This is a genomic window from Paenibacillus wynnii, assembly GCF_030812855.1.
GTDB classification, from domain to species: domain Bacteria; phylum Bacillota; class Bacilli; order Paenibacillales; family Paenibacillaceae; genus Paenibacillus_AQ; species Paenibacillus_AQ wynnii_A.
Map to the genome: position 1 here is coordinate 1 of NZ_JAUSTK010000031.1, position 26,938 is coordinate 26,938.

20 protein-coding genes and 1 pseudogene are annotated in these 26,938 nt (G+C 44.5%); 2 read left to right on the forward strand and 19 right to left on the reverse strand.

The genetic code is table 11. The features are described 5' to 3' along the window. Positions 1-158: 158 nt before the first annotated feature. Positions 159-334, forward strand: a pseudogene (locus tag J2T20_RS25850) (HIT family protein); the annotation flags it as partial. An 8-nt stretch (positions 335-342) separates the two neighbouring features. On the opposite strand, the gene J2T20_RS21680 reads toward J2T20_RS25850, so the two are convergent. The 3 genes from J2T20_RS21680 to mntR all read right to left on the reverse strand — a co-directional run bounded on the left by J2T20_RS21680 (position 343) and on the right by mntR (position 3,526). Continuing rightward, complete coding sequence (locus J2T20_RS21680; protein WP_307591453.1) at positions 343-1,266, reverse strand: patatin-like phospholipase family protein; 924 nt, start codon at positions 1,264-1,266, stop codon at positions 343-345. 79 nt (positions 1,267-1,345) lie between these two features. Further along, the gene (locus J2T20_RS21685; RefSeq protein WP_307591455.1) at positions 1,346-2,992 is read right to left on the reverse strand and encodes a family 10 glycosylhydrolase; all 1,647 of its coding nucleotides are present in this window, start codon (positions 2,990-2,992) and stop codon (positions 1,346-1,348) included. 108 nt (positions 2,993-3,100) lie between these two features. After that, positions 3,101-3,526, reverse strand: coding sequence for a transcriptional regulator MntR (mntR, locus tag J2T20_RS21690; RefSeq protein WP_036657610.1), 426 nt, complete (start codon positions 3,524-3,526; stop codon positions 3,101-3,103). Positions 3,527-3,715: 189 nt separating this feature from the next. On the opposite strand from mntR, the gene splB reads away from it, so the two are divergent. Continuing rightward, complete coding sequence (gene splB, locus J2T20_RS21695; RefSeq protein ID WP_307591457.1) at positions 3,716-4,792, forward strand: spore photoproduct lyase; 1,077 nt, start codon at positions 3,716-3,718, stop codon at positions 4,790-4,792. A gap of 22 nt (positions 4,793-4,814) precedes the next feature. Here the strand turns inward: splB and J2T20_RS21700 are convergent, their stop codons facing one another. From J2T20_RS21700 to adhE, 16 genes are all read right to left on the reverse strand, one after another. Continuing rightward, on the reverse strand, positions 4,815-5,528 hold the full coding sequence (locus J2T20_RS21700) for a cytochrome c biogenesis CcdA family protein (RefSeq protein ID WP_307591460.1): 714 nt from the start codon (positions 5,526-5,528) through the stop codon (positions 4,815-4,817). 42 nt (positions 5,529-5,570) lie between these two features. Continuing rightward, a complete protein-coding gene (locus J2T20_RS21705; protein WP_307591537.1) occupies positions 5,571-6,374 on the reverse strand; it encodes a metal ABC transporter permease in 804 nt (267 codons plus the stop codon). A gap of 601 nt (positions 6,375-6,975) precedes the next feature. Beyond that, positions 6,976-7,725 carry a metal ABC transporter ATP-binding protein gene (locus J2T20_RS21710; protein ID WP_307591462.1) on the reverse strand — a complete coding sequence of 250 codons (750 nt, stop codon included), beginning with the start codon at positions 7,723-7,725 and terminating at the stop codon, positions 6,976-6,978. Positions 7,726-7,756: 31 nt separating this feature from the next. Then, positions 7,757-8,761, reverse strand: a complete 1,005-nt coding sequence (locus tag J2T20_RS21715; RefSeq protein ID WP_307591464.1) for a metal ABC transporter solute-binding protein, Zn/Mn family — start codon at positions 8,759-8,761, stop codon at positions 7,757-7,759. Positions 8,762-8,914: 153 nt separating this feature from the next. Continuing rightward, complete coding sequence (gene metG / locus J2T20_RS21720) at positions 8,915-10,942, reverse strand: methionine--tRNA ligase (protein ID WP_373457841.1); 2,028 nt, start codon at positions 10,940-10,942, stop codon at positions 8,915-8,917. Positions 10,943-11,288: 346 nt separating this feature from the next. Further along, positions 11,289-11,552: a membrane protein insertion efficiency factor YidD gene (gene yidD, locus J2T20_RS21725; protein ID WP_307591468.1), complete on the reverse strand. Its 264-nt coding sequence runs from the start codon at positions 11,550-11,552 to the stop codon at positions 11,289-11,291. A 1-nt stretch (position 11,553) separates the two neighbouring features. Continuing rightward, positions 11,554-12,015, reverse strand: a complete 462-nt coding sequence (locus J2T20_RS21730; RefSeq protein WP_307591470.1) for a Fur family transcriptional regulator — start codon at positions 12,013-12,015, stop codon at positions 11,554-11,556. A gap of 158 nt (positions 12,016-12,173) precedes the next feature. Then, positions 12,174-14,339, reverse strand: a complete 2,166-nt coding sequence (locus J2T20_RS21735; protein WP_307591472.1) for a stalk domain-containing protein — start codon at positions 14,337-14,339, stop codon at positions 12,174-12,176. Between the two features lie 302 nt (positions 14,340-14,641). Continuing rightward, positions 14,642-15,433 (reverse strand): response regulator transcription factor, encoded by a 792-nt coding sequence (locus J2T20_RS21740; protein WP_307591474.1) that lies wholly within the window; start codon positions 15,431-15,433, stop codon positions 14,642-14,644. After that, on the reverse strand, positions 15,411-17,276 hold the full coding sequence (locus tag J2T20_RS21745; RefSeq protein WP_307591476.1) for a cache domain-containing sensor histidine kinase: 1,866 nt from the start codon (positions 17,274-17,276) through the stop codon (positions 15,411-15,413). Before J2T20_RS21745 ends, J2T20_RS21740 begins: the two co-directional genes overlap by 23 nt. Positions 17,277-17,304: 28 nt before the next feature. Continuing rightward, a complete protein-coding gene (locus J2T20_RS21750) occupies positions 17,305-18,135 on the reverse strand; it encodes a carbohydrate ABC transporter permease (RefSeq protein WP_307591479.1) in 831 nt (276 codons plus the stop codon). Continuing rightward, the gene (locus J2T20_RS21755; protein ID WP_307591481.1) at positions 18,135-19,019 is read right to left on the reverse strand and encodes a carbohydrate ABC transporter permease; all 885 of its coding nucleotides are present in this window, start codon (positions 19,017-19,019) and stop codon (positions 18,135-18,137) included. Before J2T20_RS21755 ends, J2T20_RS21750 begins: the two co-directional genes overlap by 1 nt. Positions 19,020-19,130: 111 nt before the next feature. After that, a complete protein-coding gene (locus tag J2T20_RS21760) occupies positions 19,131-20,531 on the reverse strand; it encodes an extracellular solute-binding protein (protein WP_307591483.1) in 1,401 nt (466 codons plus the stop codon). Between the two features lie 338 nt (positions 20,532-20,869). Then, positions 20,870-21,610, reverse strand: coding sequence for a pyruvate formate-lyase-activating protein (gene pflA / locus J2T20_RS21765; protein ID WP_307591539.1), 741 nt, complete (start codon positions 21,608-21,610; stop codon positions 20,870-20,872). Positions 21,611-21,732: 122 nt separating this feature from the next. Next, positions 21,733-23,994 (reverse strand): formate C-acetyltransferase, encoded by a 2,262-nt coding sequence (pflB, locus tag J2T20_RS21770; RefSeq protein ID WP_307591485.1) that lies wholly within the window; start codon positions 23,992-23,994, stop codon positions 21,733-21,735. Positions 23,995-24,234: 240 nt separating this feature from the next. Beyond that, positions 24,235-26,856: a bifunctional acetaldehyde-CoA/alcohol dehydrogenase gene (gene adhE, locus J2T20_RS21775; protein ID WP_307591487.1), complete on the reverse strand. Its 2,622-nt coding sequence runs from the start codon at positions 26,854-26,856 to the stop codon at positions 24,235-24,237. Positions 26,857-26,938: the final 82 nt, after the last annotated feature.

Here is a 26,938-nt window from a genome sequence, read left to right on the forward strand (position 1 = left end):
GCTGGCCAGCAACTGAGATCCTCTTACATCTTACCAAGGAGTCTTTTTGTTTCTCAAACCCAATATTTCTTCATAATAGGAATGCTGCCCGTTAGCTTAATGAGGCTTCGGCAGTCTAACACTTATTTTCCTAGTCTACAACTTTATTTTTCAGTCCAATACTTAAACCTGACGGCATAAGAATTTGTCAAGATGGCGGGAAATTTAACGACCTTACCCATTACCATATGCACCTTATTCCAAGGTACGAAGGTGATGGATTTCCCCGGGGTGAACCATTGCACCCCATGGTGTTGAAAAACGATTAAGCCTAAATGAGCCGTCTGGTTTCTAAATAACATCTCACCTTTTAGTTCTCCACTCACGGAAAAATGTTTTCCCCGCCTTGAATCCGGACGCATACAGCTCATCACTTTGTAGCTTTGTAACTTCAAATTGGGTAGTACCGACGCCTAACGTGGGGATTTTCACTGTTCGTACAAATTTCTCCTGCTCGATATACCGTTCATCGTGAGCGGACAGCATGGTTCCGACCATTGCCTGAAGCATAGTGACCGGGCCGGTTATCCGATGAGGCTGCGGATCTGTTTTGCCGATCATTTGAAATCCTACCGTGGGGACGGGGATCTTCTTACGATTCTCGTGTTCATCAAACAACCACATCGGAAAATTGCTTAGCAAACCTCCATCCACTGTGTATACAAATTGTTCAGGAAAAGATTTACCCTTTGCAAATTCTCCATTTAAACGCAGCAACACGGGATCAAAAAAATAAGGGATACTGCAGCTCATTCTAACGGCTTTGGCAACTTCAAATTGGTCAGGTGATATCCCGTAATCCTTCAGCCCTTCGGGCAATACCACAATTCTACCATTTGTAATATCCGAAGCGATAATAGACAGTTTGCCTGAAGGCAGATCACGAAAGGTAACAATCCCACGTTGGCGCAGAATACCGCGTATCCACGATTCCAAGGCCTCGCCGGAGTACAATCCCTTTTTCAGCATCACACGCAGCGCAGGACCTACAATCGGTGTATTGTACAGAGGTGCCCTCTTTAGAAAAGAGGTAAAAGAGGTTCCGCGAATAATGTCACTCATCTCTTTCCCGGTGTAACCGGCTGCAAGCATTGCGGAGACTATTGACCCGGAGGAAGTGCCCGCTACTCTTTGGAAAGAGACTCCGGCATGTTCGGCTGCCTGCACCGCTCCTGCTAAAGAAATCCCCTTTACCCCACCACCCTCAAATACAGCATTGATCTCCATGCAGAAATCCCCCGTTCCCATAGATTCTACTGCTTATCTATGAACACGGAGGGTAATTAATGACTTCTTATAGGTGAAATTAAGATTGAAAATAAAAGCTTAATAAGCTGGCAAGTCCAAATGGATCTCTCACCGTAATATCATTCGCTCTAAACATAATGCTACCTTCAACTTCTTTATACAAATCGTTATATTCTAATTGATTGATAATTTGCAGCCCGCTTTGCCACTCAGGGCTTTTATCAGTCCCTACCTTATAAGAGGCCATACCAATATATAGCTTCACACCGCTGTTGCGGACCTCATTTACCCACCAATCCACCAATTTATCATAACGTGCGGTCTCGAAAGACAAGCTCCAGTAGATTTGTGGGGCGACATAATCGATCCAGCCTTGAGAAATCCAAGTCCTAACGTCGGCATACATGCTGTCATACGCGGTTACTCCTGCTTTCGTATCGGAACCCGTACTGTCCATTTTTATGTTTCTCCATACTCCAAACGGACTGATGCCATACGACAAGGATGGCTTAACGGCATGTATCTGTTCCCCCAACTGACGGACAAAATCATTTATGTTATCTCGGCGCCAGTTGTCTTTAGTGGTTAAAGTAGTTGAGTTATACGTTCTGTAGGCCTCATCGTCTGCAAACGCTACACCGGAAGGATAAAAATAATCATCCAGATGTACCCCGTCTATTTTGTAGCCTTCAACAACTTCCATTACTGTATCTATAATTTGCTGGCGTGCTTCCGGAATCCCGGGATTAATATATAACTTACCACCCGCATTCACAATCCATTCCGGATGGGCTTTTGCGACGTGATTGCTTGCCAAAGTAGTTGTAGAAGAATCTGTTGTTGCCCGAAAAGGGTTGAACCAGGCGTGAATTTGCATGCCTCGCTCATGTGCTGCTCCAACCATATATTCAAGCGGATCATATCCGGGATCTTTCCCCTGTGTACCCGCCAGCACTTTAGACCAAGGTACAATCGTTGAAGGATAGAGACTGTCACCAGAAGGTCGAACCTGCACGAATACAGCATTAAATCCTACAGACTTCAGCTTATCCAGTAAGCTGTCAAACTCTGCCTTCTGCTTATCTATCTTCCCTGCCGAGGACACCGAAGGCCAGTCCAGATTATACACTGTAGATACCCAAGCTCCCTTCATAGCTTTTCCAGTTTTCGTTCCTGGTAGGGTCGGAAGGGTTGGTTTGGATGGAGTAGGCACTGTCGGTAATGTGGGCTGAGTAGGTGTGACCGGATCTTGAACCTGTGGCGGTTCTGCATTAGAGAATAAAGAGATGTGCTTCGCAGCCTGGTTCCATACTACCTGCAGCCCTAGCTGCTCCCCTACGAAGCGTAGTGGCACCATGATCCGCCCTTGCTTAATCTGTACAGAAGTTTCTAGAACGACTGATGAACCATTAACTAGCGCGGTTTTTTTTCCATTCACTAACTTAAGAACGGTTTGATCTTGAGTAATAGTTACGGTCTTGGTTGCTTGATCCCAGCTAACACCAGCACCTAGACCCTGACTAATAATTCCCAACGGAACCATAGTAACATTAGTAGTAGTTATATATGGGTTCACATCACCAGTTAATGCTCTTCCATCTAATTCAATCGTTATTACGGCAGTAGCTGCACGGGCACCAGACGATAAAAGGGGCAAGCACAATACGATCAGCAGTAGTCCTACTATCCATTTACGGTAATTCATTATTTCCTCCCCAAATCAAAAAATATAACAAAAAAACGGCATCATCCTTAGAAAGGACAATACCGTTTTGACGTAAAAAATGGTAAAAGGTTGCGCTGAACCCCAGATTTAAGTATCGCTGACCAATTCAAGATGAATATCATATAAAGTCTGGAGACGCGCCTCGTCACGGCGGAAATATTCTACCAGGGTTTCTATGCGTGTAATGGAATCCCAGCTCAAGTGATGCTCGATTCCTTCTACATCTCTATAAATATTCTCCTGTTGTACCCCGATCAGACCAAGGAATTCCTCCAACAGTTGATGACGGTCAACAAGACGTTTCCCTACTTTTTTACCTTTGGTGGTTAGGACAAGCCCACGATATTTCTCATAGATGAGATATTCGTCCTTATCCAGTTTTTGGATCATCTTGGTCACAGAGGAGGGGTGTACTTCTAGTCCCTCGGCAATATCCGAGACCCGCGCATAACCTTTCTCGTCTATGAGCTTGTATATGCGTTCCAAATAATCCTCCATGCTGGGTGTTGGCATCAAATTTTACCTCTTTTCTATAAATAAGCATGGCGCGAGGGCCAAACCTTGCTCTAACAATGATACATGTTCCCACCGCACCTTGGCAAGTCCTGAGGGCTTAACACTTGCTTCTGCACATCATTGCCATGGTTTCAACGCTGCCGAAAAGCGCAGATTAATGTTATTCCACTTAAGGAGCGTGAACGTATGACTGTGGTGACGCCTGAGCTCCCTCCTGCTAAACGTAAAAGAAAGCCCACCGGCCTCTTTATTCCCGAATTAGTTTTTTTCGAGCCGGATTCGCTCCAATATCCTAAAGGTGAACGTATTATGGAATGGGTCAAGGCCCATAATATCGAGTACCGCATGACGACGTCACATAATCGAATTTTAAATTTCCCAGGTGAAACCGAAGCTGAGCAATATAAAATTGCCAAAAGAACGCTTGTAGTTGGCCTCCGAAAAACTCTGACCTTCGATCAGTCCAAGCCGTCTGCCGATTATGCGATTCCGATTGCAACGGGTTGTATGGGTCACTGCCATTATTGCTACCTGCAAACCACATTAGGAGCAAAACCTTATATTCGGGTTTACGTAAATACAGGTGATGTAATGGATGCCGCCAAAAAGTACATCGAAGAGCGAACGCCAGAAATTACGACGTTTGAAGCAGCCTGTACTTCGGACCCGTTAGGGCTCGAACATATCACCGGTTCTCTCGAAGAACTGATTACCTTTATGGCTAACGAGCCGCTCGGACGCCTTCGTTTTGTCACCAAATATCAGCATGTTGAGCCATTACTAATCTTGAAGCACAATGATCATACCCGCATCCGCTTTAGTGTAAATGCTGACTACGTGATTAAGAATTTCGAACCTGCTACCTCTAGCTTTGAGGAACGAATAGAGGCTGCCGGTAAGGTTGCTAGAGCGGGTTATCCTCTGGGCTTCATCATTGCCCCGATTATTTGGCATGAGGGCTGGGAGAAGGGCTACGCTGAGCTGCTGCACAAGTTAGCTGAAACACTGCCCCCTGAAGCCGGAAAAAGCCTAACCTTTGAAATGATTCAGCACCGGTTCACTAAAACAGCTAAGACTGTTATAGAGAAACGCTATCCTAAATCCAAGCTGGAAATGGACATTGAGAAGCGCAAGAAAAAATGGGGCCGCTGGGGCCAAAACAAGTATGTATACCCGGATGAACAACAAACCGCCCTGCGTGAATTTATCACAGAGCGGATTTTTGAACATTTCCCGGAAGCGGGAATCGATTATTTCACTTAAGTAGTTGAGACGGCAGCATCATTTAGAATTTCATCCAAGTCGGGGTGATTCCCTGCAGCCAAATGGTTATTTTAAACATCTGATCCGTGAACAGCAGGACTCCCATCACAATCATTAAAGTTCCACCAATCTTCATTAACAGGCCCGAGTATTTGAGAATACGTCTTGCTCCGCCAAGGAAAAAGGCCAGTGCGAAGAAGGGTATGGCAAATCCAAGGCTGTAGGCTGTAATAAGTGTAAACCAGGTACCAGGTTCACTTGCCGAAAGAGCGATAATCGCGGTCAGGATTGGCCCAATACAAGGCGACCACCCTGCAGAGAAGCCAATACCAAATACAAAGGAACCTATGTATCCTGCGGGTTTCCATTTCAAATCCAACTTTCGTTCGCGCAGTAAAAATTGCGGTTGGAATATGCCAAGCAGAAATAACCCCATCACGATAATGAGTATCGCTGACAATTGGCGAATTAGATCACGTTGTTCATTAAAGAATTGTCCGAACAGACCTGCTCCAAAACCAAGCGTGTAAAAGACAACCGAAAAGCCAAGAATAAAGGCCAACGTATGAGTGAGTGTCCGGAAACGGACCTCTTTTGTGTTGCCTCCAGTTTTTAGCTGCTGTACAGATAATCCCGTAATATAGGATAAATAAGAAGGATAGAGCGGCAGACAACAAGGTGAAATAAAAGACGCTAATCCAGCAGCAAAGGCTATTCCTGCGTTAATATTTGACAAAGTGGCAGCTCTCCTTTCTCCATTTCGAATGCTATGTTTAGGTTAAGAGGGCAGGCCCTTTTTGCCAATGAGTGTAAGTGCTAAGATAGCAATCAGCAGCAGTACAATCGTTGCACCTGGGGCCAGGTTCCATATTCCTGCCACGACCAACCCGCCAACAACGGCGATCTCCGCAATAATAATGGAGAGAATGACCGACGATTTAAAGCTGCGAGAGAGCAGCAAACTTATAGCTACGGGGATCGTCAATAATGCTGATACTAGCAGTGAACCCACGATTTTGATAGCAGTACTTATTACAAGCGCCGTTAGAATTGTAATGAGCATATTGAGCATTTTGACGGGCAGTCCGCTAACACTGGCGGCATCTTCTTCAAAGCTGAGTAAGAAGAATTCTTTGAAAAACAGCGTGACCACAAGCACAACAGTAACAGCTACGATTCCTACGATTACCAAGTCCGTATTATTCAACGTATAAATACTGCCGAACAGGTAGCTCATGACATCCGCATTATAACCCTTCCCTAATGTAAAAAAGAGTGAAGCTAGGGCTACACCGCCTGACATGATTATGGCTATGGAAAGCTCGGCATAGCTTTTATAAGCTCTGCGAAGCTTCTCGATAGCAAAAGAAGCTAATACTGCAAAGATTAGTCCTGCGCCTAGAGGATAAAATCCTGTCAAAAATCCCAGCGCCACCCCGGCTATGGTTACATGGGCAAGGGTATCCCCAATCATTGACAGGCGTCTAAGCACAAGAAAAACGCCTATGAGCGGCGCTGTAATACCAATCAGCAGGCCGCCCGCAAGCGCCCGCTGAAAAAAATCGCTAAATAGGATTTCCAATTCAAATTCTCCATTCTTCATCCCTCCCAAACCCTCCCTTCTAAGGGAGGGCCCCAAGGGTTGCACCCTCTGGACACCCGCTAAGGGCAACTGGCGTGAGATGAACGGTTTCTTGTTTCTGGATGAGTTAGAGCGAGGATCGCTTTTCGTCCCCGAAGGGACACGCTTAACTACTGCGGGATCTACATACGTATTAAGACCAAAAGATTAAGACCAAAAGATTAAGACCAAAAGACTAAAACCCAAAAGTCATCCTATGTTGTACTATGGATAACCTGAAACAATCAAACGCAAGGGAACTCCTAGGTCAAAGACTAAATCCTACGGGTATCTTAAACATATAACGTTACGGACACAGAAGACACTATTTACTCGAAATATCGCAATTTTCTACTTATGCGGACTCAGAATCCGCTATTGAGTAGAAATCACGTTGAATAGAGCCTTAAATCATGAAATAGCGGCACCTGTGTCCGCATGCCGATCCATATGACTCAAAGTCTGAGAATAAGGGCTTTGGAGTCCGCTTACTCCTACCTCAAGCATAAGCCAATTCGTTGGCAAACAATCACAACGCCTCGTGAAAAAGCTATATTTTACTCTAAGACAAGGTGTGCTGCAGATTCTCCTCGACGCAGTCCTGAATCTCATGCGAGTGGCGGGAGTAGAAGTTTATTTTACCGTTACACTGTACAGGCTCTTGGCCGAGGTAATTACGGATCATCTCGATATCATGCGACACCATAAGAAAAGTCATGTGGTGATGGGCGTGCATATGGGTGATCAGATCGAAGAATCCGGCTTGGGTCTCGGCGTCAATCCCAACGGTGGGTTCATCCAAGATCAGCAAATCAGGATGGTTAATCAGGGCTCTGGCCAAAAATACCCGCTGCTGCTGTCCACCCGACAATTGCCCGACTCTTTTCTCCGCAAGATCTTGAATCCGCATCACCTCAAGTGCATCATTACATTGCTGCTGCTGAGCCCGTGACACCCGGCGGATCAAATTCTTGTTATTGTATAGACCCGATTGGACTACTTCACGTACGGTTGCGGGAAATAACGGGTTAAAAGCATTCTTTTGCGGAACGTAACCGATCCGCTCCCAGTCTTTAAATTTACGCGCAGGTTCTCCGAAGAGCCTGATTTCACCGGTGGTTGCCGGAAGCAAACCGACGATCATTTTGAGCAGCGTTGTTTTCCCGGCTCCGTTAGAACCGATAATTCCAACGAAGTCGCGCTCCTTCACCGTATAATTCAGACCGGAAATGACCTTCTGCTCTCCATAGGAAAAGGACAGATCCTGTACTTCAATCATATGTTGATGGCAGTCCAAGGATACCGGTTGCATACATTTTCCGCCTTTCTTCATAGCTTTCCTTTTATTTTAAGGCCAGAATCAGATTTTGCAAATTTTTCTCCATCAGTGTGAAGTAATCATCATTTGCTTTCGCCTGATCCTCTGTCAATCCTTCTACAGGATTAAGCACCATCGTTGACACTCCAGCTTCATTAGCCAGCGTCTTCGCCAATTTGTCTGATACTAATTCTTCAAAAAAGATATAACGAATGCCTTCTTCTTTGACCGTATTCGCCAAATCCACAATATCCTGGCTCCGCGGCTCCGCATCCGGGGACAGTCCCATAATCGCATGTTGTGTCAGACCATAATCACGGCACAGATAAGCGAAAGCCTGGTGAGAAACAACGATTTCCTTGTTTGGAAGCTTACCAAGTTCCTCTACAAATTTACTGTCGAGTTTCTTCAAACGATCTGCAAGTACAGTATACCGTTCTTCATAACCTTCTTTGTGAGCAGGGTCCGCGTTTTGCAGACTGTTTTTAATATTTTCAGCCATTACAAGCGCTGATTTCGGACTTACCCAGGTGTGGGGATCGGTATGAAGGCTGTCTCCCGCATCAGCGTGATCCTCATTTGTAACTTCTTCGCTGTCATGCTCATCGACAGCTTCGTTTGCCTCATGCCCATGTTCATCTTCTTCATCCGTCATAATTAAATCAATGCCTTTGCTGACTTCAACGGCCTGAACTCCTGATCCGCTATCAAGACCCTTCAGGAAGTTCGGAACCCAACCCTCAAGCCCGGCTCCATTATATAAAAACAGCTGCGCTTTAGACGTGTTCACAATATCCTGACTGCGCGGAGTCCAATCATGCGGCTCCACCCCAACTGGCAGCAGATTAATCGCATTAACGTCTTCTCCGCCAATTTCCTTAGCAAATTCATATATAGGATAAAAGCTAGTAACCACATTCACTTTGCCTTCTATGATACTTCCGCTGCTTTTTGCCCCGCAACCAGTAGCAATTAATACTAGCATTAGCGCAAATAAGAGCAACCCCCTACGCGTTACAGTTGAATTCATAATCACTATCGACTCCTTAAATCGTAATATTTACTATTAGTAGTATAATAGTAATCGTTACGATAAGTCAACCGTCCAAAAATTGTCCCCCGTATTTATAACGTAGAAAAACGATTCAGTCAATAGACCGAACCGCTTTTACTGAGTGACCTATTACTTCACAATGGCTCCGTTAGGCATGCTGTCAGGAACCGTAGCAATCGTAAGTTGATCCCCTTTGGATGCTGCTAGAATCATCCCTTGCGACAATTCACCGCGCAGTTTCACCGGCTTCAGGTTGACGATACAAATTACTTTTTGTCCAACCAACTCTTCAGGAGTGTAGAACTTGGCAATACCCGAAACTACTTGACGCTGCTCATAGCCGAGATCAAGCTGAAGCTTCAGCAGCTTATCGGCTTTTTTCACCGGCTCAGCTGAAATGACTTGAGCTACACGCAGTTCCGCCTTCGCAAAATCATCGATGCCAATTTCATCTTTGTGTTCTTCTTCGGTCTCGGACCCTTCCGCTGCTGAGGCTGGAGCACTAACAGCATCTGTTGGAGTCTCTACAACAGCCGGTTTACCGGCACCCATCGCTTCGGCGATAAAGGCTACCTCCTGCTCTACATCCAGACGAGGGAAAATCGGGCTGCCTTTGACCAGCTGTGTTCCTGCAGGAATCTGACCGAACGTTCTGCCGCTGTCCCAAGTAGTCATCTCACCCTTAACAATTCCAAGCTGTTCCCAAATCTTAGCCGGCGCTTCTGTCAAGAACGGCTGGAGCAGAATGGAGGCCGTCCGCAATCCTTCCACGAGATGTCTCATCACAGACGCAAGTTCAGCAATTCGACTCTCATCCTTGGCAAGTATCCATGGCTGTGTCTCATCAATGTACTTGTTCGTCCGACTAATGAAGCTTCCAATAGCCGTGAGCGCCACGGAAAACTCCATGGTCTCCATGGCTTCTTCCACCTTGGCATAAGTATTCTGAGCAGCTGTTACCAGTTCATTGTCGAACGCTGTAACATTTCCTTCATAAGCAGGGAGCACTCCGCCAAAATATTTTTCAACCATAGCGCCTGTACGATTCAGCAGATTTCCAAGGTCGTTAGCCAGGTCATAGTTAATGCGGTCAACAAAACTTTCCGGTGTAAATGTTCCGTCTGAACCAAAGGGAACCTCACGCAACAAATAATAACGAAGAGCATCGAGACCATAACGATCAATCAGAGTTACCGGATCTACTACATTGCCCTTTGACTTGGACATTTTGCCATCCTTCATCAATAACCAGCCGTGTGCGAAAACCTTTTTCGGTAGAGGTTCGCCCAATGCCATCAGGATGATCGGCCAGTAGATGGTATGGAAGCGTACGATTTCCTTGCCCACAATATGTACGTCTGCAGGCCAGAAGTTGTCATACAAACTGCGATCCTCAGAACCGTAACCCAAAGCGGTAATATAGTTGGTTAGAGCATCAATCCACACGTAGACAACATGCTTCTCATCACCTTTAACTTTTACACCCCAGTCGAACGTTGTCCGGGATACCGCAAGGTCCTCCAGACCTGGCTTAATAAAGTTATTAATCATCTCGTTCTTGCGGGATTCCGGCAAAATAAAGTCAGGATTATCCTCGTAATATTTCAACAGGCGATCCGCATACTTGCTCATCCGGAAAAAGTAGCTTGCTTCCTTTACCAATTCAACAGGATGACCGCTATCCGGGCTTTTCCCGCCAATAATAGCTCCTTCATCATTACGTACAATATCGACTAGCTGAGTTTCTGTATAGAAGGTCTCGTCAGGAATACTGTACCAGCCTTCGTATTCACCCTTATAGATATCCCCTTGCTTCAACAACCGGTCAAAGATTTCTTGAACCACTGTCTTGTGCCGTTCTTCTGTAGTCCGAATAAAGTCATCGTTAGAGATATCCAGCTTGCGCCACAGTTCTTTAATTCCAACAACAATATCGTCCACGAACTGCTGCGGGGTCTTCCCTGCTTCCTCTGCCTTTCGTTCAATCTTTTGTCCATGTTCATCTGTTCCAGTCAAATAACGCACTTCGTAGCCGCGCAGGCGCTTATATCGGGCCATTGCATCACCAGCTACTGTAGAATATGCATGCCCTATATGCAGCTTGTCACTCGGATAATAGATAGGTGTTGTTAAATAAAAGGTCTTCTTCTGACTCATTATTGTCATCCTTTCTTCTTTAAAAAGACAAAAAACTCCCGCCCCCTTATATGGGGCGAGAGTAAACTCACGCGTTACCACCCAAAATTCCCTGTCTCTTCGCAGAGATCAGGCTTCACCAGTTCAAACGAACTGCCCATTAACGCTGGAACACGCCGTTATCTTACACAAGACTACTAACTTATAGTCTATGGCTCGAATACAGTTCCTCCCGGACCATCTTCAACAAGGTGTCCTTACCGGCTTTCAGCTCTCACCGGCTCTCTGAAAAGGTCATCCCGATTTACTCATCCGTTCGTTGGAATATAGCTATTAGTGAAAATATACCCAATGGGGACCCATCATGTCAAGTGATGGGTGAAGAACCGTTCTTGGGTGACTTTTCTTCGAGAGGGGGTACAGGGTCAAGTCCTCCCAGATTAAAGGGATGACATCTTGCGATTCGCTTGGCGGCAAGCCAGGAACCCTTGATCGGACCGTGTATTTCCACCGCTTCAAGTGCATAGGCGGAGCAGGTAGGATAAAATCGGCAGGTAGCCGGCTTCAAAGGGGAGATGTACTTACGGTACACCCGAATAGGAACCTGAACTGTTCTGCTTCCGATCCCCATTTTATTGACCCTCTCTGGAAGGTGCTGCCGCAACTGCCTCATCTTCCCGGCTCTCTTCACATTCTCTGCAGTAACCGAACACCTCAAATTTATGCTTGACTACCCGGAACTGGTCCGGAGTTTCCGTCATATTCATCGGACAGAAGGAAATGGGATAGGTTTTCAGACATTGGAGACAAATCATATGATGATGGTGGTGGTTCTCATTGCAGCTTCCCTTGAACTTGACACCGTCTTCAAAAACGATCTGTTCAAGCACCCCTAGCTCCTCCATGACCCGCAGGTTCCGGTACACAGTATCAAAGCTAAGCCCGCTGTATTTACGGCCCATATGTTCATATACATCCTTTGCAGACAAATATCCTGAGTTTTCCCCGAATAACTTGGCAAGCGTTTTGCGCTGGTCGGTGATTCGCAGTCCCTGCCCCGACATGACTTCAAGAATTTGTTCTGTCGACAGCATACGCTCATCTCCCATACATTTGTTAACACTTCCTTTATAATGCCCGAAAAAAAAAGCCCCGTCAATCAATCTCAATGTAAAAAGCCCACATTAACAGCTATTACAGCTGTCAACATGGGCTAGATAATTAAGCGGAATAAGTCCGGGATTGTATTACCTTACTTTTTAGGTGGTAGCGGCATAAACAGAAGGTTTACCGGCAGGTTACTGCCTGAGGCTGCGCTGAACACAATCTCGACGGTTTGCTCAAAATCTCCAGTTCGATATACTACACTGCTCTGATTAGGAGCATCGATAGTTCCTGTTGTCGGTGCCTGAACAATTTGTCCGTTGACCAGCATAGGACCTTGATATTTCCCTCCACGCGGATTGAAGGTAATAAGTGTGTTAGGGGCTACATGATTTAACTTGATTTTGTAGACGACTCCGAAATTACCGGAGTTGGACGCTTCAGTACCAGTTAAAGCGTCCATACCAATCAAATTGGGATCATCCGTTTTATCCCCAAGCAGCAATCTGGATGGCGTTAGACCCAGAACATCCTGTACCTCAATTAATCGAGTAGCATTAGGGTAAGTGCCTCGGTTATGCACACCGTCCCGATCCAGGAAGTTCAAGAAAGGCAAGCTTTGCAGCACATTTTTGTTAGCATCAATCATCACGATATCATATTGCAGGGCATAGTCGCTGAATACATCAGACAACAGGGATACCACCTGACCCGGCTTCATTGTAACGTTACTGATTTCCGTAAGAATCGGGATACTTTCACCTGGCTTCAGGATGATATTGTTAAAGGGTCTGTTCAAAAGCAAGGATTGGTAGTAGTTTTCTACCGACTTTTTGCCTGTTGCCGTAGGAATATCAAGTGGACCGCCAAAACCTGAATTCTTGAGGGTCAATGTGGTCGGCCATAACCCTGTATTGGTAGCAATCACGTACATCTTTACATTTTTTCCGGTCATATTCTTATGATGAACCATAAAACGTGTATCACCGAAGGCTGTCTCGCGATATACAATTCCGTCGCTGTACACGGTCTCAGGGCTGTTACTGCGGATCAATGTAGTAGCCTCGGAACCGGCGGTATATTGCACCTTGCTCCAAGTCGGAATCTTACTTCCGTCCATTGAATAAGTAGCCCCTACCGGCATAAAGAGCTTATTGAAGTCATCTTGATTGTAGAGTACCTCATCCGTGATGGTAATGGTCTTTTGGACAGTACTGTTAAGGCCTTGTTTATCAGTAACTGTTAAGTAAATAGTAACAGGACCTGGGTAAAAATAAGCCAAAGCATTTCCGTTCCATTCCGTGGTTAAAGGGGCAGTTCCATCATCGGTACTCAGATTCGTGATGTTGACCAATTCACCAATCTTATATGTTTCTTTGTCTGTCACAAAGTTAGCTACAGGAGCTTCATTAGGCTTCAATACAGTGATTGTCTGAAAATACGGCGCACTCCATTGACCGTTAGCATCCATTACATAATAGGAAACTACGTAGCTGCCCGGTTGCTCGAAGATGTCCTGACGGCCTTCCCAGCGTTCATTCACGATGGCCGCACCGGATGGTGATGAGCTTTTGGTAATATAATTTACAGTGGTTTGACCTGCGAAAATCTCCGTAGGCTGAACAGTAAACGAAGCAACTGGTTTAGTAGATAGTGTTAAAATCACTCTCTTCAGTACATTATCAACGGTATAAGGAATTCCCAAAGCCGCTGTAATCGAAGTCAAAGGAACCATAAAAGTATTGTTAAATTGATATGCTGGGCCCTTCATTGTAACCGGCTTGCCATTTACCGTATAAATCTTGCTATTTGTCTTAAAGCGCAATATATTACTGCCACTCGTAATAATTGTTTCTTTGGTTTTGAAATCGTACATATACTGGAGACCCACACGCTCAACCATCGCACGTATGGAGACATTGGAAACACCATTTTTGACAGTCATGGGTTGATTCGCGATATATTCGGTACCATTCATATACATTTTATTGCTGTTCATCATTAAGATAAGCTGCGTCCCACCCGTGGTAACCGTAGGGGGAATTACAGGATTTGGTGATGGTGTCGGTACGGTTGTAGGCACTGTTGTTGGAGCTACTGTCGGTCCAGCTGTTGTACCTGGAACAGGCGTTGCACTAGGAAGAGGTGTAGTTCCTGGTGTATCCACCACGACTCCTGGCGGCGGTGTAGATTCTGTTGAAGTGGCCGTTGCAACATTTGTTGTTGTGGTGTCAGCCTGCGCAAAGACAGGGATCGCCGTAGCGGCCTGTGATACCGCAAGTACAGCAATTAAAGTTAGTTTTTTAAAATCCATTGTATGACTCCTTCTGCTCCTTTTGTAAATATAAGATCATGCAAGGTTCCCGGCCGTACATCTCTTATATCCCAAGCAAAAATGAAGCCGCTATAAAAAGGCGGCAGATCATTATTGCCATTTTCTCTTTTTAACAAACACAGTATTAGACGCGCCTAATCCGAAAAAGTTTCATATTATGTAAAAATACTAGTAAATACAGGGAACTTGCCATAAAAATAGACGATTTCACCCTGAAAATCCGGGATAATCGTCTGCTCCATGTAAAACAATTGATAATTACGTGCGTTATACCGCTGTGCTCAGCGTGCTTCTGCCCGTTTTAGATCCCGGTATTCCTTAGGTGACATGCCGTTTTGCTTCTGAAATACCTTTGTGAAATAACGCCGTTCATGATAACCTACTCCGGATCCGATCGTGGTGATACTTTTATCGCTATGCACCAGCATGAATTTGGCAGCTTCCATTCGTTGTAGCGTTACATATTCCACAAAAGTCATCGCAAACCGATTCTTGAATAACAAGCAAAAATAACTCCCGCTAATCCCCAGCTTATGGGCCACTTCATCTATACCAATGTCTAAATTCAGGTGCTCGGTTATATATTGAACCGCCGTATTCATCAGCTGTTCTGTCGTTTTCTTGTTATGCTCACTTTCTGCTGCGGGGATCACTTGGAACATGGGGATACTGTTATACAATTTATCTTTATACTGTCTGCTGCGAATTTGCACACCGATATCCCTGAGCTTATTCCCCAATTCCTCGTAATGAATGGGCTTGCAAATGTACTCTTTTACCCCGAGCCGAATAGCTTCTCGTGCATAATCAAATTCCTGGTAGCCTGTAATCAGCAGCACTTCGCTGTTCAAGCCCAATTCACGCAGCTTTCCAACGAATGTTAGCCCATCCATCACAGGCATTCGAATATCGCAGAGCACTAGATCAGGATGTTCCTCCTCCGCAATGCGTAGGGCATCCATACCGCTGCGGGCCATTCCGGCAACTACCATGCCCATGTCCTGCCAAGGCAGGACTCTGTTCAGATTATTAAGAATGGGCGCTTCATCGTCAACCAGTAATACTTTTAGCATTGTGGTCTTCCCCCTGCCCGTATTTAGGTATGACGCATTGAATAATTGTCCCGCTCCCTTGACTGGAGCATATGAATATCCCATATCTGAAGCCATACTCAATGCGGATGCGATCAGCCACACTTCGCACTCCAAGGCCTCTGCGTTCCAGGTGAACACGGCTACCATGCGGATCTTCCAGCTCATTCATCTCGTCGGGGTGGGCATTGTCACTGACCATATACTGAAATATGGATAGTTGTGAAGAGGTCATTCCGATTCCGTTATCCTCTATTCTCAGAATCAGGTTGCCTTGGTCCTCCCAGCCTCTAATCAGCAGCTTACCTTTATAGTCAATACCCTCAAAGCCATGCTGAATACTGTTCTCCACAAGCGGTTGAAGGGTGAGCTTTAATATACCGCAGCCGTTCAGCTCCTCCGGGATATCAATTTCGTAGTCAAATAAATCCTCGAAGCGGAATTTTTGAATATCAAGATAATTACGAAGATGTTTGATTTCATCCTCCAAGGTGATTTCGTCCCTGTCCTGAATGCTGATGCGCAAAATACTGGCAAGCCTGTATACCATCTCACTAACTTTACGCCCCTCGTTCTGCACAGCCAATACATTGATCGATTCCAGCGTATTGAACAAAAAATGCGGTTTAATCTGAGCCTGCAGCACCCGCATTTCCGCTTGATTTTTACGCCGTTGTTCCAGGTGAATTCGATTGAACAAGTGATTTATTTTATCCATGAGATCATTAAACCCTTTTGCCAGCAGGGTCAGTTCATCATTGCCCTTCTCCTCTACCCGACTGCTTAAATCCCCGTCCTCCACACGCCGCATGAACCGCACAATAACTGCAATACCGCCGGTAATCCGATTCATGAAGAACAAATTAAAGGTTAGAGCTGCCAAAAAGCAGATGAAAATAACAAAAACAAACCATCTGGCAAAAACCGTAACCTCACGAGATAACGAATCCCATGACGTCACGGATACAAGACTCCAGGGATAATCCTTCAGATGGTACATGGAGACAATGCTTCTATTGCCGTCAAACTGAGTTTTGAAGCTCTGAAATCCCTTTTTATAGGAAACTTCTTTCGTGGTAAAGTCTTGGAACATTCGTCCGTCCAGCTTACGATCTGGATCAAATAGAATCATCCCTTTGTCACTAACAAGCATAAAAGAGACTTTTTGATTGCTATCCCCAATCTTCAAGTTGCGAAAAATCGATTCGAATTCCCAATTTTTAATTTGAACAACGAGAATACCAATGTTCTGAAAGAAGCTTAGCTCCTTCACAAGTCGGATTTGTGTAAAAACAGGGTCCGTTCCGGTCAGTTCCGGGTTCTCATGCGGCGCCACCCATTTAGGCACACCATTCAGAGACATCACCTCCTGATACAGCTCGCTTTCTTTGAACTTATCATAGGGGAGGGTACGGAAATTTTCCTTGTTAAAAAGCGATACAATTTCCGAGCTGCCTTTCCCGTTGAAGTTGTACAAAAAAGCGTAGCTGATCGAAGGATGATTATAGAGCAGGCTGCGGAAATTGCGTTGACTGGCATTCAGGCTTAACTGCTCAGCATCAGTTAAATCCTGCTTGGAGGAATCCTCTGCACTAAGGGCCATATGAAATACCGAGGTAGCAATTCCGTTGTCTGTCACGTTGTTCATATCTTTAAACACACTTGAAATACTGTAGCTAATCGCTTTAAGTGAATACTCCGACTGCTGGCTGTATTTCTTTTCAATTGAATTATAAGTAACAAAAAACATGATCATACTAAGTATAAATAACGGAATGATAATCAGGCCCAAAAATGCCGTAAATAATTTATAACGCAGATTCATGGGCTAATGCTCCTGACTGTGAAGTAACTTATCCTTTTACGCCCCCCGCTGTTACGCCTTCGATGATCTTTTCCTGTAAAATCGCGTAAATAATAATTACGGGCACCACACTGTAGACAATACCCGCAGACATTTGCGCATAATTCATCTGATATTGATCGCGGAACTGGACCATTCCCACCGGAAGTGTACGCAGCTCATCATTAGACAGAAAATAGTTCGCGAGCAGGAACTCATTCCAATTTCCCAGGAAATTAACAATGAAGACCGTGACCATGGCAGGAATCGTCAGAGGTACAATAATTCTAGCAAAGATACCCTGAGCCTTCAAGCCATCCATGACTGCCGCCTCTTCTATTTCTCTTGGTAGAGAGCGCATAAATGCCGCCAAAATAATAATGGTAAACGGGATAGCGTTAGCAATATAAGGGATGATCAGAGCCCAGTGTGTATTCAGGATTCCAAGCTTGCGGACAATCGTATATATCGGTAACATTAGCGCATTATTAGGAATTAACATCCCTATTAGTACCAGGGAAAAGAGAATTCCATTCCATTTGCCCTGCCGCATCCGGGTGACCGCAAACGCGAACATAGCACCTAACAGGATGGTTACTACCGAAGCAAAGATGGAGATATACAAACTGTTGAAGAAATAAGTGCTTATTTTGGCATTTACCCAGGCTTCAACATAGTTATTGAAGACAAATTCTTTGGGAATCCCAAAAGGATTCAAGGCAATTTCATTATTATCCTTCTTCACGGACGAGAATAGAACGAAAAGGAAAGGAAACAGGATTACGAGTAAGTACGATAATAACACAACATGTGGGAGACTCTTTTTCAGGTTACGAAGCATCAGTATTCAATCCTTTCGTTACGCCGGGCTATCACCAGCTGATAAAATGCTGTAACCACCAGCGTAAACATAAAGATCAGAACGGCGATCGCATTGCCGTAGCCATATTTAAAGTTCGTGATCGCATATTTAATCATATAAGTCGCCATAACCTCGGTAGAGCCTGCAGGTCCGCCCTTCGTCATAACGATAACTATATCTGCTGCTTTCATCGCCCCTGCAATGGAGAGCATAATTACGATGGAAATGATCGGCATGATGAGTGGTAATGTAATGCGTAAGGCCCGCTGGACTCCTGTAGCGCCGTCAATCTTCGCTGCTTCATCCAATTCCCCTGGGATCGAAAGAATCGCAGCTAACACCATTACAATGTAAAATCCGGTCCACTGCCAGGCGTTCGTGATCAGAATGGATAACATAGCAAATCTTTCATCCGACAGCCAATAGATGGGATCAACACCAAACAATCCAATAATTTTATTGATTAGACCAATGTTCGGCTCATAAATGAAGCCCCAGAGGATTCCGATGACTGCTGTAGACATGATGGCAGGCATAAACACTGCTGTTTTATATAGGCCTTTCAGCTTTTTCACATTGGCTATTAAAAGGGAGAACAAGACAATTAAAGGCACCTGTACAAAACAAGAGAATATGATGAACCAACCGTTATTTTTAGCCGAAATCCAGAAACGTTCATCACCTAATGCTTTCTTGAAATTGGTTAGGCCGGTATACTTAACCGTGTCTGAAACCCCGTTCCAGCTGGTTAAGCTATAATAAATGGAGCTGAATATTGGGTAAACAAAGAACATCAGAAACAAAAATAACGCCGGCAGAACGAAAAGTGTAAAGACCAAAGGATTTTTCAGCGCTTTATTCATGACTACCTCCAGTTACTGTGACCTCAGCGATAATCGTTAGAGATCTTACTTCCTGTATTTTAAAAAATGTACCCTGGACCAATCGCCAGGGTACATTTAGTTTACTGCTCCTTACTCTACTGCTGCGTTCGCTTCTTCTTGTACCTTTTGCAGGGCTGCACCCATTTTTTCCGGAGTTGTCTGACCTCCGATTAGACTTTGAATTTGAATGTTACTGATTTCAGTTGTAACGTCAGCCTGAACCAGGGAGTCAAAGGCAGGGAATGAAGATTGGGAACTGTTGAGGACCGCTACAATCTCGCTCATCAGATCATCCGTAATACTGGAGTTCAGTTTGGCTTGATCAATTTTCATAGCAGGTAGAACACCGTCTTCCACAAGTCCGCGCAGCTGCATTTCTTCATTGAACAGGTTCTTGATAAACGATTTAACAGCAGCCAGCTGGCGCTCATCATCCGCTACCGAAGCCGAGAAGCCATAACCATTGTTAACATCCCGCATCAACGCTGTTTGGTCGCCTACTCCACCTTCTACAGGAGGAATATTGAAGAAACCGACTTTACCAATCATGCCTTCACCGGATTGACCTGCTTTGAATACAGAGGACTTCCAAGTTCCGTCATACATTAGGATGGCTTCACCGCTTGTAAATTGAGTGGTATATTCTGCATACTCAAAGCCAAGCTCGCCTTTTTTGAAATAACCTTTATCGATCCATTCTTTATATTTCGAGAAGCCCTTAACCACATTAGCATCAGACCACTTGGCTTCGCCCGTTGGGAACTTGGCAGTCACATCCGGACCTGCATAACGTGACCACAGGTGGTTAGCGAGCATCAGAGGCACCCAGCCTGCTTTGGAAGCTCCAGCTAATGGCACTTTGCCATCTGCTTTAATATCTGCTAATTGTTGTTCTAACTCAGCAAACGTAGTAGGAGCTTTCCATCCTTTTTCTGTGTAGTATCCTTTATTGTAAAAGAAGCCTTCACCGGAACCGCCGATTGGCAATCCGTAAATTTTACCCTCATACGTGAATGGATCAAGGTTAGAAAACTTATCTTTAATGCCCAGTTCTTCAAGGATCGGTGTCAGATCGAGCAGCTTGCTTTCTTTAGCATATATTTTGGAGTCAGGACTACCGAAGAGATCGAAGATCTCCGGCGGATTTCCCGCCGCCATTTCACCGCGCAGCTTCTCTTTACGGTTCACATCGGAATCCACTCCATCTAGCTTGAAGGTCAATCCGGGAACTTCTCCTTGAACTTTCCCTACTACATCTTCCAGAATGGCCAAACGTTTCTGTTTGTCCGCACCTACTTGAGTATGACGGATAGTCATCTCGAACGGTTCACTGCTTACAGGTTCTTCTGTGGCAGCAGCATTGGTTGCGTCCGGAGCGTTTGTAGCCTCCCCAGCGTTGGTAGTCTTATTATTGTTGTTGCCTCCACAACCAGTCATTAAAGCAGAGGTGACGAAAATCAAGGACAATAGCATAGTCAAACTTTTTTTCATTTTTTGTGACCCTCCCTATATATTGATTTCCTTTACACTTCTCATTATAAAAAACGTTCTCGGTTACCGTAAGGTCAAGATTCATCTACAATAGGGATAAAATACTCTTATGTAAGCGAAATCATTTCAATTTCATCACATTGTGATGTTATTTAAAATGACAACTGAAAGATAACCACTCTAATTCGCTTTGAAAATCAGTAATTAATGTTAGGAAACCTCTACATCATAAAGCTAAGAGCGAGTCTTTTGTCACGGACTGTACGGTGTCGGTAAAACAAAAAAAGCCGTTCCTCCAGTAGAAAACTACCTTTGGAACAGCTCTTATATACACTAAATTATAGTACCAATGCTGTCTGCTTACGTCCTTCTTCAACCAAACGGTAGGCCCGTGCAACTTCTTCCTCAGTAGGAGAAGGTACACCTTCCAATTCGTAAGGTTTGCCAAGCATTTCCCATTTATATATACCCATTTGATGGTAGGGTAGAATTTCGAATTTCTCTACGCCATTCAACGTCCCGATGAAGCGTCCAAGGTTGAGCAAGTCCTCTTCTTTGTCATGAATACCTGGAACGTAGACGTGACGAACCCACATCTTACGATCATGGTCTGACAACCAGCGAGCCAGCTTCAAGGTACGATCATTAGATTTGCCAGTGAGCTTAATATGAGCCTCATCATCAATGTGCTTCAGATCGAGCAGTACTAGATCCGTAACCTCTAATAAATCATTAATCCTGTCACCTTCGTTATAGCCATTGCTGTCCAGTGTGGTATGAAGATTCCAGCGTTTCTTCACTTCAGTGAACAATTGCTTCACAAAATGAGCTTGCAGCGTTGGTTCTCCACCCGAAACGGTTAAACCGCCTCCGGATGTCCGGTAGTATTGCAGGTAAGGCTCAATCTCTGACAAGACTTCTTCTAAGCTCATCTCTTTGCCATCGTTGAGTGTCCAAGTATCTGGATTATGACAGTATTGGCATTTCAACAAGCAGCCCTGCATGAACAAAACAAAGCGAATACCTGGTCCATCCACGGTCCCAAAGGTTTCTAAGGAATGTATGCGTCCGTTTACCATATGATGCCACCCTTTCGCCACCGTTTATCCCTCTAAAAACGGATTGAACCGCCCCTTTTCAGGGACGGTTTTCCGTATTGAGATATAGATGTCAATGTATAGATTAATTGGTTAATTTATTATTACATCGAACCGTGGAAAGTACGGTTAATTACATCCAATTGTTGTTCGCGAGTCAGCTTGATGAAGTTAACTGCATAGCCGGATACGCGGATTGTCAATTGTGGATAGTTCTCTGGGTGCTCCATAGCATCCATCAATTGTTCGCGGGCAAATACGTTAACATTCAAGTGGTGACCTTTGCTGCCAAAGTATCCGTCAAGCATCGATACAAGGTTGGATTTACGTCCTTCTTCTTCTTTACCAAGTGCTTTAGGCACGATAGAGAAGGTGTTGGAGATTCCATCCAAGCTATCTTCGTATGGCAATTTAGCAACGGAACTCAGGGAAGCCAAAGCGCCTTTCTTATCACGGCCGTGCATTGGGTTAGCGCCCGGTGCGAACGGTTCACCTTTTTTACGACCATCAGGAGTAGTACCAGTCTTCTTACCGTATACTACATTTGAAGTAATTGTCAACACGGATTGTGTCGGCAATGCATCACGGTAAGCATGGTTCTTACGAATCTTAGTCATGAACGCTTCAACCAATTCTACAGCGATGTTATCAACAGCGTCGTCGTTGTTACCGTAGCAAGGGAATTCACCTTCGGTTTCGAAGTCAACCGCGATACCTTGTTCGTTGCGAATTACTTTAACTTTAGCGAATTTGATAGCACTCAGGGAGTCAGCTGTAACAGATAGACCAGCGATACCACAAGCCATTGTCCGCAGAATATCGCGGTCATGCAGAGCCATTTCAATACGCTCGTAGGAATATTTATCATGCATATAGTGAATAACATTCAATGTGTTCATGTAGAGCTTAGCAAGCCAATCCATCATAGGGTGGAACCGTTTCATTACTTCATCATAATCAAGATATTCAGAAGTAATACGTGGCAGTTCAGGTCCAACTTGAACGCCGGACTTCTCATCTACACCACCGTTGATTGCATACAGCAATGCTTTTGCCAAGTTAGCGCGAGCTCCAAAGAATTGCATTTGTTTACCGATACGCATTGCGGATACGCAACAAGCGATACCGTAGTCATCTCCGTAGATCGGACGCATCAAATCGTCGTTCTCATATTGGATGGAGCTGGTTTCGATGGAAACCTTCGCACAGTAATTCTTGAAGCCTTCAGGCAATTGTTCGGACCAAAGTACTGTCAAGTTCGGTTCAGGGGCAGGACCCAGGTTGTACAGCGTGTGAAGGAAACGGAAGCTGCTCTTCGTAACGCGTGTTGTACCATCTACAGACATACCACCAATGGACTCAGTAACCCAAGTAGGGTCGCCACTGAACAGTTCATTATAATCAGGTGTACGCAAGAACTTAACAATGCGCAGCTTCATGACAAAATGGTCAACCAGTTCTTGTGCTTGTTCTTCGTTCAGAACGCCTTCTTCAAGATCACGTTGTACATAAATATCAAGGAACGAGGATACGCGTCCAAGGGACATTGCCGCACCGTTTTGTTCTTTAATCGCTGCCAGGTAACCGAAGTATACCCATTGGAAAGCTTCTTTAGCTGTGTTAGCCGGCTTGGAAATATCGAAGCCATGCATTTGAGCCATTTTCTTCAATTCGCCCAAAGCGCGAATTTGTTCGGACACTTCTTCACGAAGACGAATTACATGATCGCTCATGGAATCTACTTCAAGGTTCAGAAGGTCTTGTTTCTTTTCTTTAATGAGGAAGTCCACACCGTAAAGGGCTACACGACGGTAGTCACCGATAATACGACCGCGGCCGTAAGCATCAGGAAGACCAGTAATAACGCCGGATTTACGAGCTGCTCTCATATCGTTTGTATATGCATCAAATACGCCTTGGTTATGCGTTTTGCGGATGTTCGTAAACATGTCGACAATGCCTTGTGGAAGTTCAAATCCATATGCGTTACAAGCATCGATCATCATTTTGATACCGCCAAAAGGTTGCACGGAACGTTTGAAAGGAGCATCGGTTTGAACGCCTACGATTTGTTCCTTGTCTTTGTCGATATAACCAGGGTTATGGGATACGATTGTGGATACAGTATTAACATCCACATCAAGTACTCCGCCGTTGGCAATTTCTTGTTTGGTCATTTCGGAAACAAGTTTCCAAAGTTCGTTGGTGTTGTGAGTTGCGCCTGCAAGGAAATCTTCTTTTCCAAGATAAGGCTTGATGTTTTTCTCAATGAAATCATTCACATTTACTTTTCTGGACCATTTACCTTTTGTAAAAGAACGCCATCCAGACTTAACTTCTTGTACATCTTTTTCGATCACCGACATGCTAAATCCCTCCATTTATCTTTATCATATTTGTGGAGATCGCGGGCTTGAAGGTTAATCCCGTGTCTCATGATCCCATGGAAAGCTGTTCGAAATTTCACAATCCCGTTTGTTTACCGGGGATCTTATATAAACAGTTTAGTTTATAATCCCACAACGGACTGTGACAAATATCACCTTTTCAAGCTTTTCGGTGATATTTGTCACTCTCGTCGCAGTTATGATATTTCCGGTTTTAACTTAGTTTTCGAATTTTCCGTAGAATGCGTTCCGGTATACGTCAGCAAGCTCAGTAACCAGTGGCAACTTCGGATTAGCTGTTGTACATTGGTCTTCAAATGCACGGTCAGCCAGGTAATCTACGCGGGATTCGAAGTCTTTAGCATCAAAGCCCAGTTCTTGGAAGGACACTGGAATGCCAAGGTTCTTGTTCATTTCGCGAATTTTGTTGATCAAGCTGTTCACGCCTTCTTCAGTTGTACGAGCTGGCAATCCCAGAATGCGGGCAATTTCAGCATAACGCTCGTCAGCGATGAAGTGCGAGTATTTAGGGAACGCAGCGAACTTCGTAGGTTTTTTAGCATTGTAGCGGATAACGTGCGGCATAAGGATCGCGTTAGTACGACCGTGAGCCGTGTGATATTGACCGCCCCATTTGTGCGCCAAGCTGTGGTTAATACCCAAGAAGGCATTAGCAAAGGCCATACCAGCAAGTGTAGATGCATTGTGCATTTTCTCACGGGCAAGCGGATCTGCTTCAAGTGCTGATTTTTCAAGGTATTGAACTACCAGTTGGATTGCTTTGATAGCAAGACCATCGGAATAATCACTAGCCATTACGGAAACATAAGCTTCAATAGCATGTGTCAGTACGTCCATACCAGTATCTGCTACAGCAGCCTTAGGCAGGGAATATACAAACTCAGGATCCACAATTGCTACGTCTGGAGTCAGCTCGTAATCAGCCAATGGATATTTAGTGTGAACATCAGTAGTTTTGTCAGTGATAACTGCAAAGGAAGTTACTTCTGAACCTGTACCCGAAGTTGTTGGGATCGCTACGAACTTAGCTTTTTGACCCAAACGTGGGTATTTGTAAATCCGTTTACGGATATCCATGAACTTTTGTTTCAAGTTGTGGAAATCAGTATCTGGGTATTCATAGAACAACCACATAGCTTTTGCAGCGTCCATTGGGGAACCGCCGCCCAGTGCGATAATGCAGTCTGGTTGGAATCTAGCCATCATTGCTGTACCTTTATCAACTGTAGTAGTTGATGGATCCGGTTCAACTTCCGAGAAAACTTCAATAGCTACAGGCGTTTGGCGTTGACGTAGGTAGTGCTCTACTCTTTCAACATAGCCCAGTTTTACCATCATAGGGTCAGTGATGATTGCTACACGAGTGATATCAGGCATTTTTGCCAGGTATTGTGTACAACCTTTTTCGAAGTAAATCTTGTTAGGCACTTTAAACCATTGCATATTCACGGTACGACGGTTCACCCTCTTAATATTAATCAAGTTAACGGCGGTAACGTTTTGCGAAACCGAGTTACGTCCATAAGATCCACAACCCAGAGTCAATGAAGGGATGTTAGTGTTGTAAAGATCTCCAATTGCACCATGTGTAGAAGGGGAGTTTACGATAATACGTCCAGTTTGCAGACGGTTCGAGAATTTAAGAATAACTTCTTCATTATAGGAATGAATCGCGGAACTGTGTCCCATGCCGCCGAATTCAACGATTTCAGCTGCACGTGCAATCCCTTGATCAGCATTTTTAACTTTGTAGCAAGCAAGTACTGGGCTAAGTTTCTCAGCAGACAGTGGGAATTTAGTTCCAACACCTTCAAGTTCAGCAACCAGAATTTTAGTTCCAGCAGGTACTTGAATTCCGCACATTTCAGCAATCTTGATTGCGGATTGTCCAACGATAGCAGGGTTAACTGCACATTTTTCAACATTCATTGCGCCTGCAGTCAGTTTAGCAGCTTCTTCTTTGTTTACGAAGTAACAACCATTAGCGATCATTTTCTTCTTAACTTGGTCAAAGATTGGCTCTTCAATAATAACTGCTTGTTCCGATGCACAAATCATACCGTTATCGAAAGATTTGGAAAGAATAAGGTCATTAACCGCTTGATCCAGATCAGCACTCTTCTCAATGAAGCAAGGAACGTTACCAGGGCCAACGCCAAGTGCTGGTTTACCGCAGCTGTAAGCCGCTTTAACCATTGCAGAACCACCAGTTGCCAAAATCAAAGCAACATCATTGTTGTTCATCAATGCATTTGTTTTGTCCATAGTTGGAGCTTCGATCCATTGGATACAGTTCTCTGGAGCGCCTGCTTTTACAGCAGCTTCTGCAAGAATTCTTGCAGCTTCACGGCTGCACTCTTGCGCTGAAGGGTGGAAACCGAATATAATAGGATTACGTGTCTTAATGGAAATCAACGCTTTAAACATTGTAGTTGACGTAGGGTTAGTTACTGGAGTAATACCCATTACGATTCCGACAGGTTCTGCGATCTTTTGGAAGTTATCATATTTGTTATCTTCAACAATACCTACTGTTTTATCATTTTTGATGTTGTTGTAGATATACTCTGTTGCGAAGATGTTCTTGATGATCTTGTCTTCATAAACACCACGACCAGTTTCTTCGACAGCCATTTTTGCCAAGTACATGTGTTTATCGAGCCCAGCCAATGCCATGGCTTGCACGATCTTGTTCACTTGCTCTTGGTCGAGCAACATGAACTCTTCTAATGCTTTCTTAGCTTTGTCAACTACCGTTTGAATATATTCTTCAGCGGTAGGTTGTTTAACTTGGGCGGCGACTTCGTTTTTAACTGCCATCTCCCTCGTCCTCCTATCAATTTTTAAAGTTGTTTTTCTCTACGGATTTATCTTAACACATCCTTTCGAATATGCATAGTGA

Bases quoted from the DNA above. Each gene is read 5' to 3' on its own strand.
- J2T20_RS21680 (WP_307591453.1), bottom strand. From the start codon at position 1,266: ATGGAGATCAATGCTGTATTTGAGGGTGGTGGGGTAAAGGGGATTTCT.
- J2T20_RS21685 (WP_307591455.1), bottom strand. From the start codon at position 2,992: ATGAATTACCGTAAATGGATAGTAGGACTACTGCTGATCGTATTGTGC.
- mntR (WP_036657610.1), bottom strand. From the start codon at position 3,526: ATGCCAACACCCAGCATGGAGGATTATTTGGAACGCATATACAAGCTC.
- splB (WP_307591457.1), top strand. From the start codon at position 3,716: ATGACTGTGGTGACGCCTGAGCTCCCTCCTGCTAAACGTAAAAGAAAG.
- J2T20_RS21710 (WP_307591462.1), bottom strand. From the start codon at position 7,725: ATGCAACCGGTATCCTTGGACTGCCATCAACATATGATTGAAGTACAG.
- J2T20_RS21715 (WP_307591464.1), bottom strand. From the start codon at position 8,761: ATGAATTCAACTGTAACGCGTAGGGGGTTGCTCTTATTTGCGCTAATG.
- metG (WP_373457841.1), bottom strand. From the start codon at position 10,942: ATGAGTCAGAAGAAGACCTTTTATTTAACAACACCTATCTATTATCCG.
- yidD (WP_307591468.1), bottom strand. From the start codon at position 11,552: ATGGGGATCGGAAGCAGAACAGTTCAGGTTCCTATTCGGGTGTACCGT.
- J2T20_RS21730 (WP_307591470.1), bottom strand. From the start codon at position 12,015: ATGCTGTCGACAGAACAAATTCTTGAAGTCATGTCGGGGCAGGGACTG.
- J2T20_RS21735 (WP_307591472.1), bottom strand. From the start codon at position 14,339: ATGGATTTTAAAAAACTAACTTTAATTGCTGTACTTGCGGTATCACAG.
- J2T20_RS21740 (WP_307591474.1), bottom strand. From the start codon at position 15,433: ATGCTAAAAGTATTACTGGTTGACGATGAAGCGCCCATTCTTAATAAT.
- J2T20_RS21745 (WP_307591476.1), bottom strand. From the start codon at position 17,276: ATGAATCTGCGTTATAAATTATTTACGGCATTTTTGGGCCTGATTATC.
- J2T20_RS21750 (WP_307591479.1), bottom strand. From the start codon at position 18,135: ATGCTTCGTAACCTGAAAAAGAGTCTCCCACATGTTGTGTTATTATCG.
- J2T20_RS21755 (WP_307591481.1), bottom strand. From the start codon at position 19,019: ATGAATAAAGCGCTGAAAAATCCTTTGGTCTTTACACTTTTCGTTCTG.
- J2T20_RS21760 (WP_307591483.1), bottom strand. From the start codon at position 20,531: ATGAAAAAAAGTTTGACTATGCTATTGTCCTTGATTTTCGTCACCTCT.
- pflA (WP_307591539.1), bottom strand. From the start codon at position 21,610: ATGGTAAACGGACGCATACATTCCTTAGAAACCTTTGGGACCGTGGAT.
- pflB (WP_307591485.1), bottom strand. From the start codon at position 23,994: ATGTCGGTGATCGAAAAAGATGTACAAGAAGTTAAGTCTGGATGGCGT.
- adhE (WP_307591487.1), bottom strand. From the start codon at position 26,856: ATGGCAGTTAAAAACGAAGTCGCCGCCCAAGTTAAACAACCTACCGCT.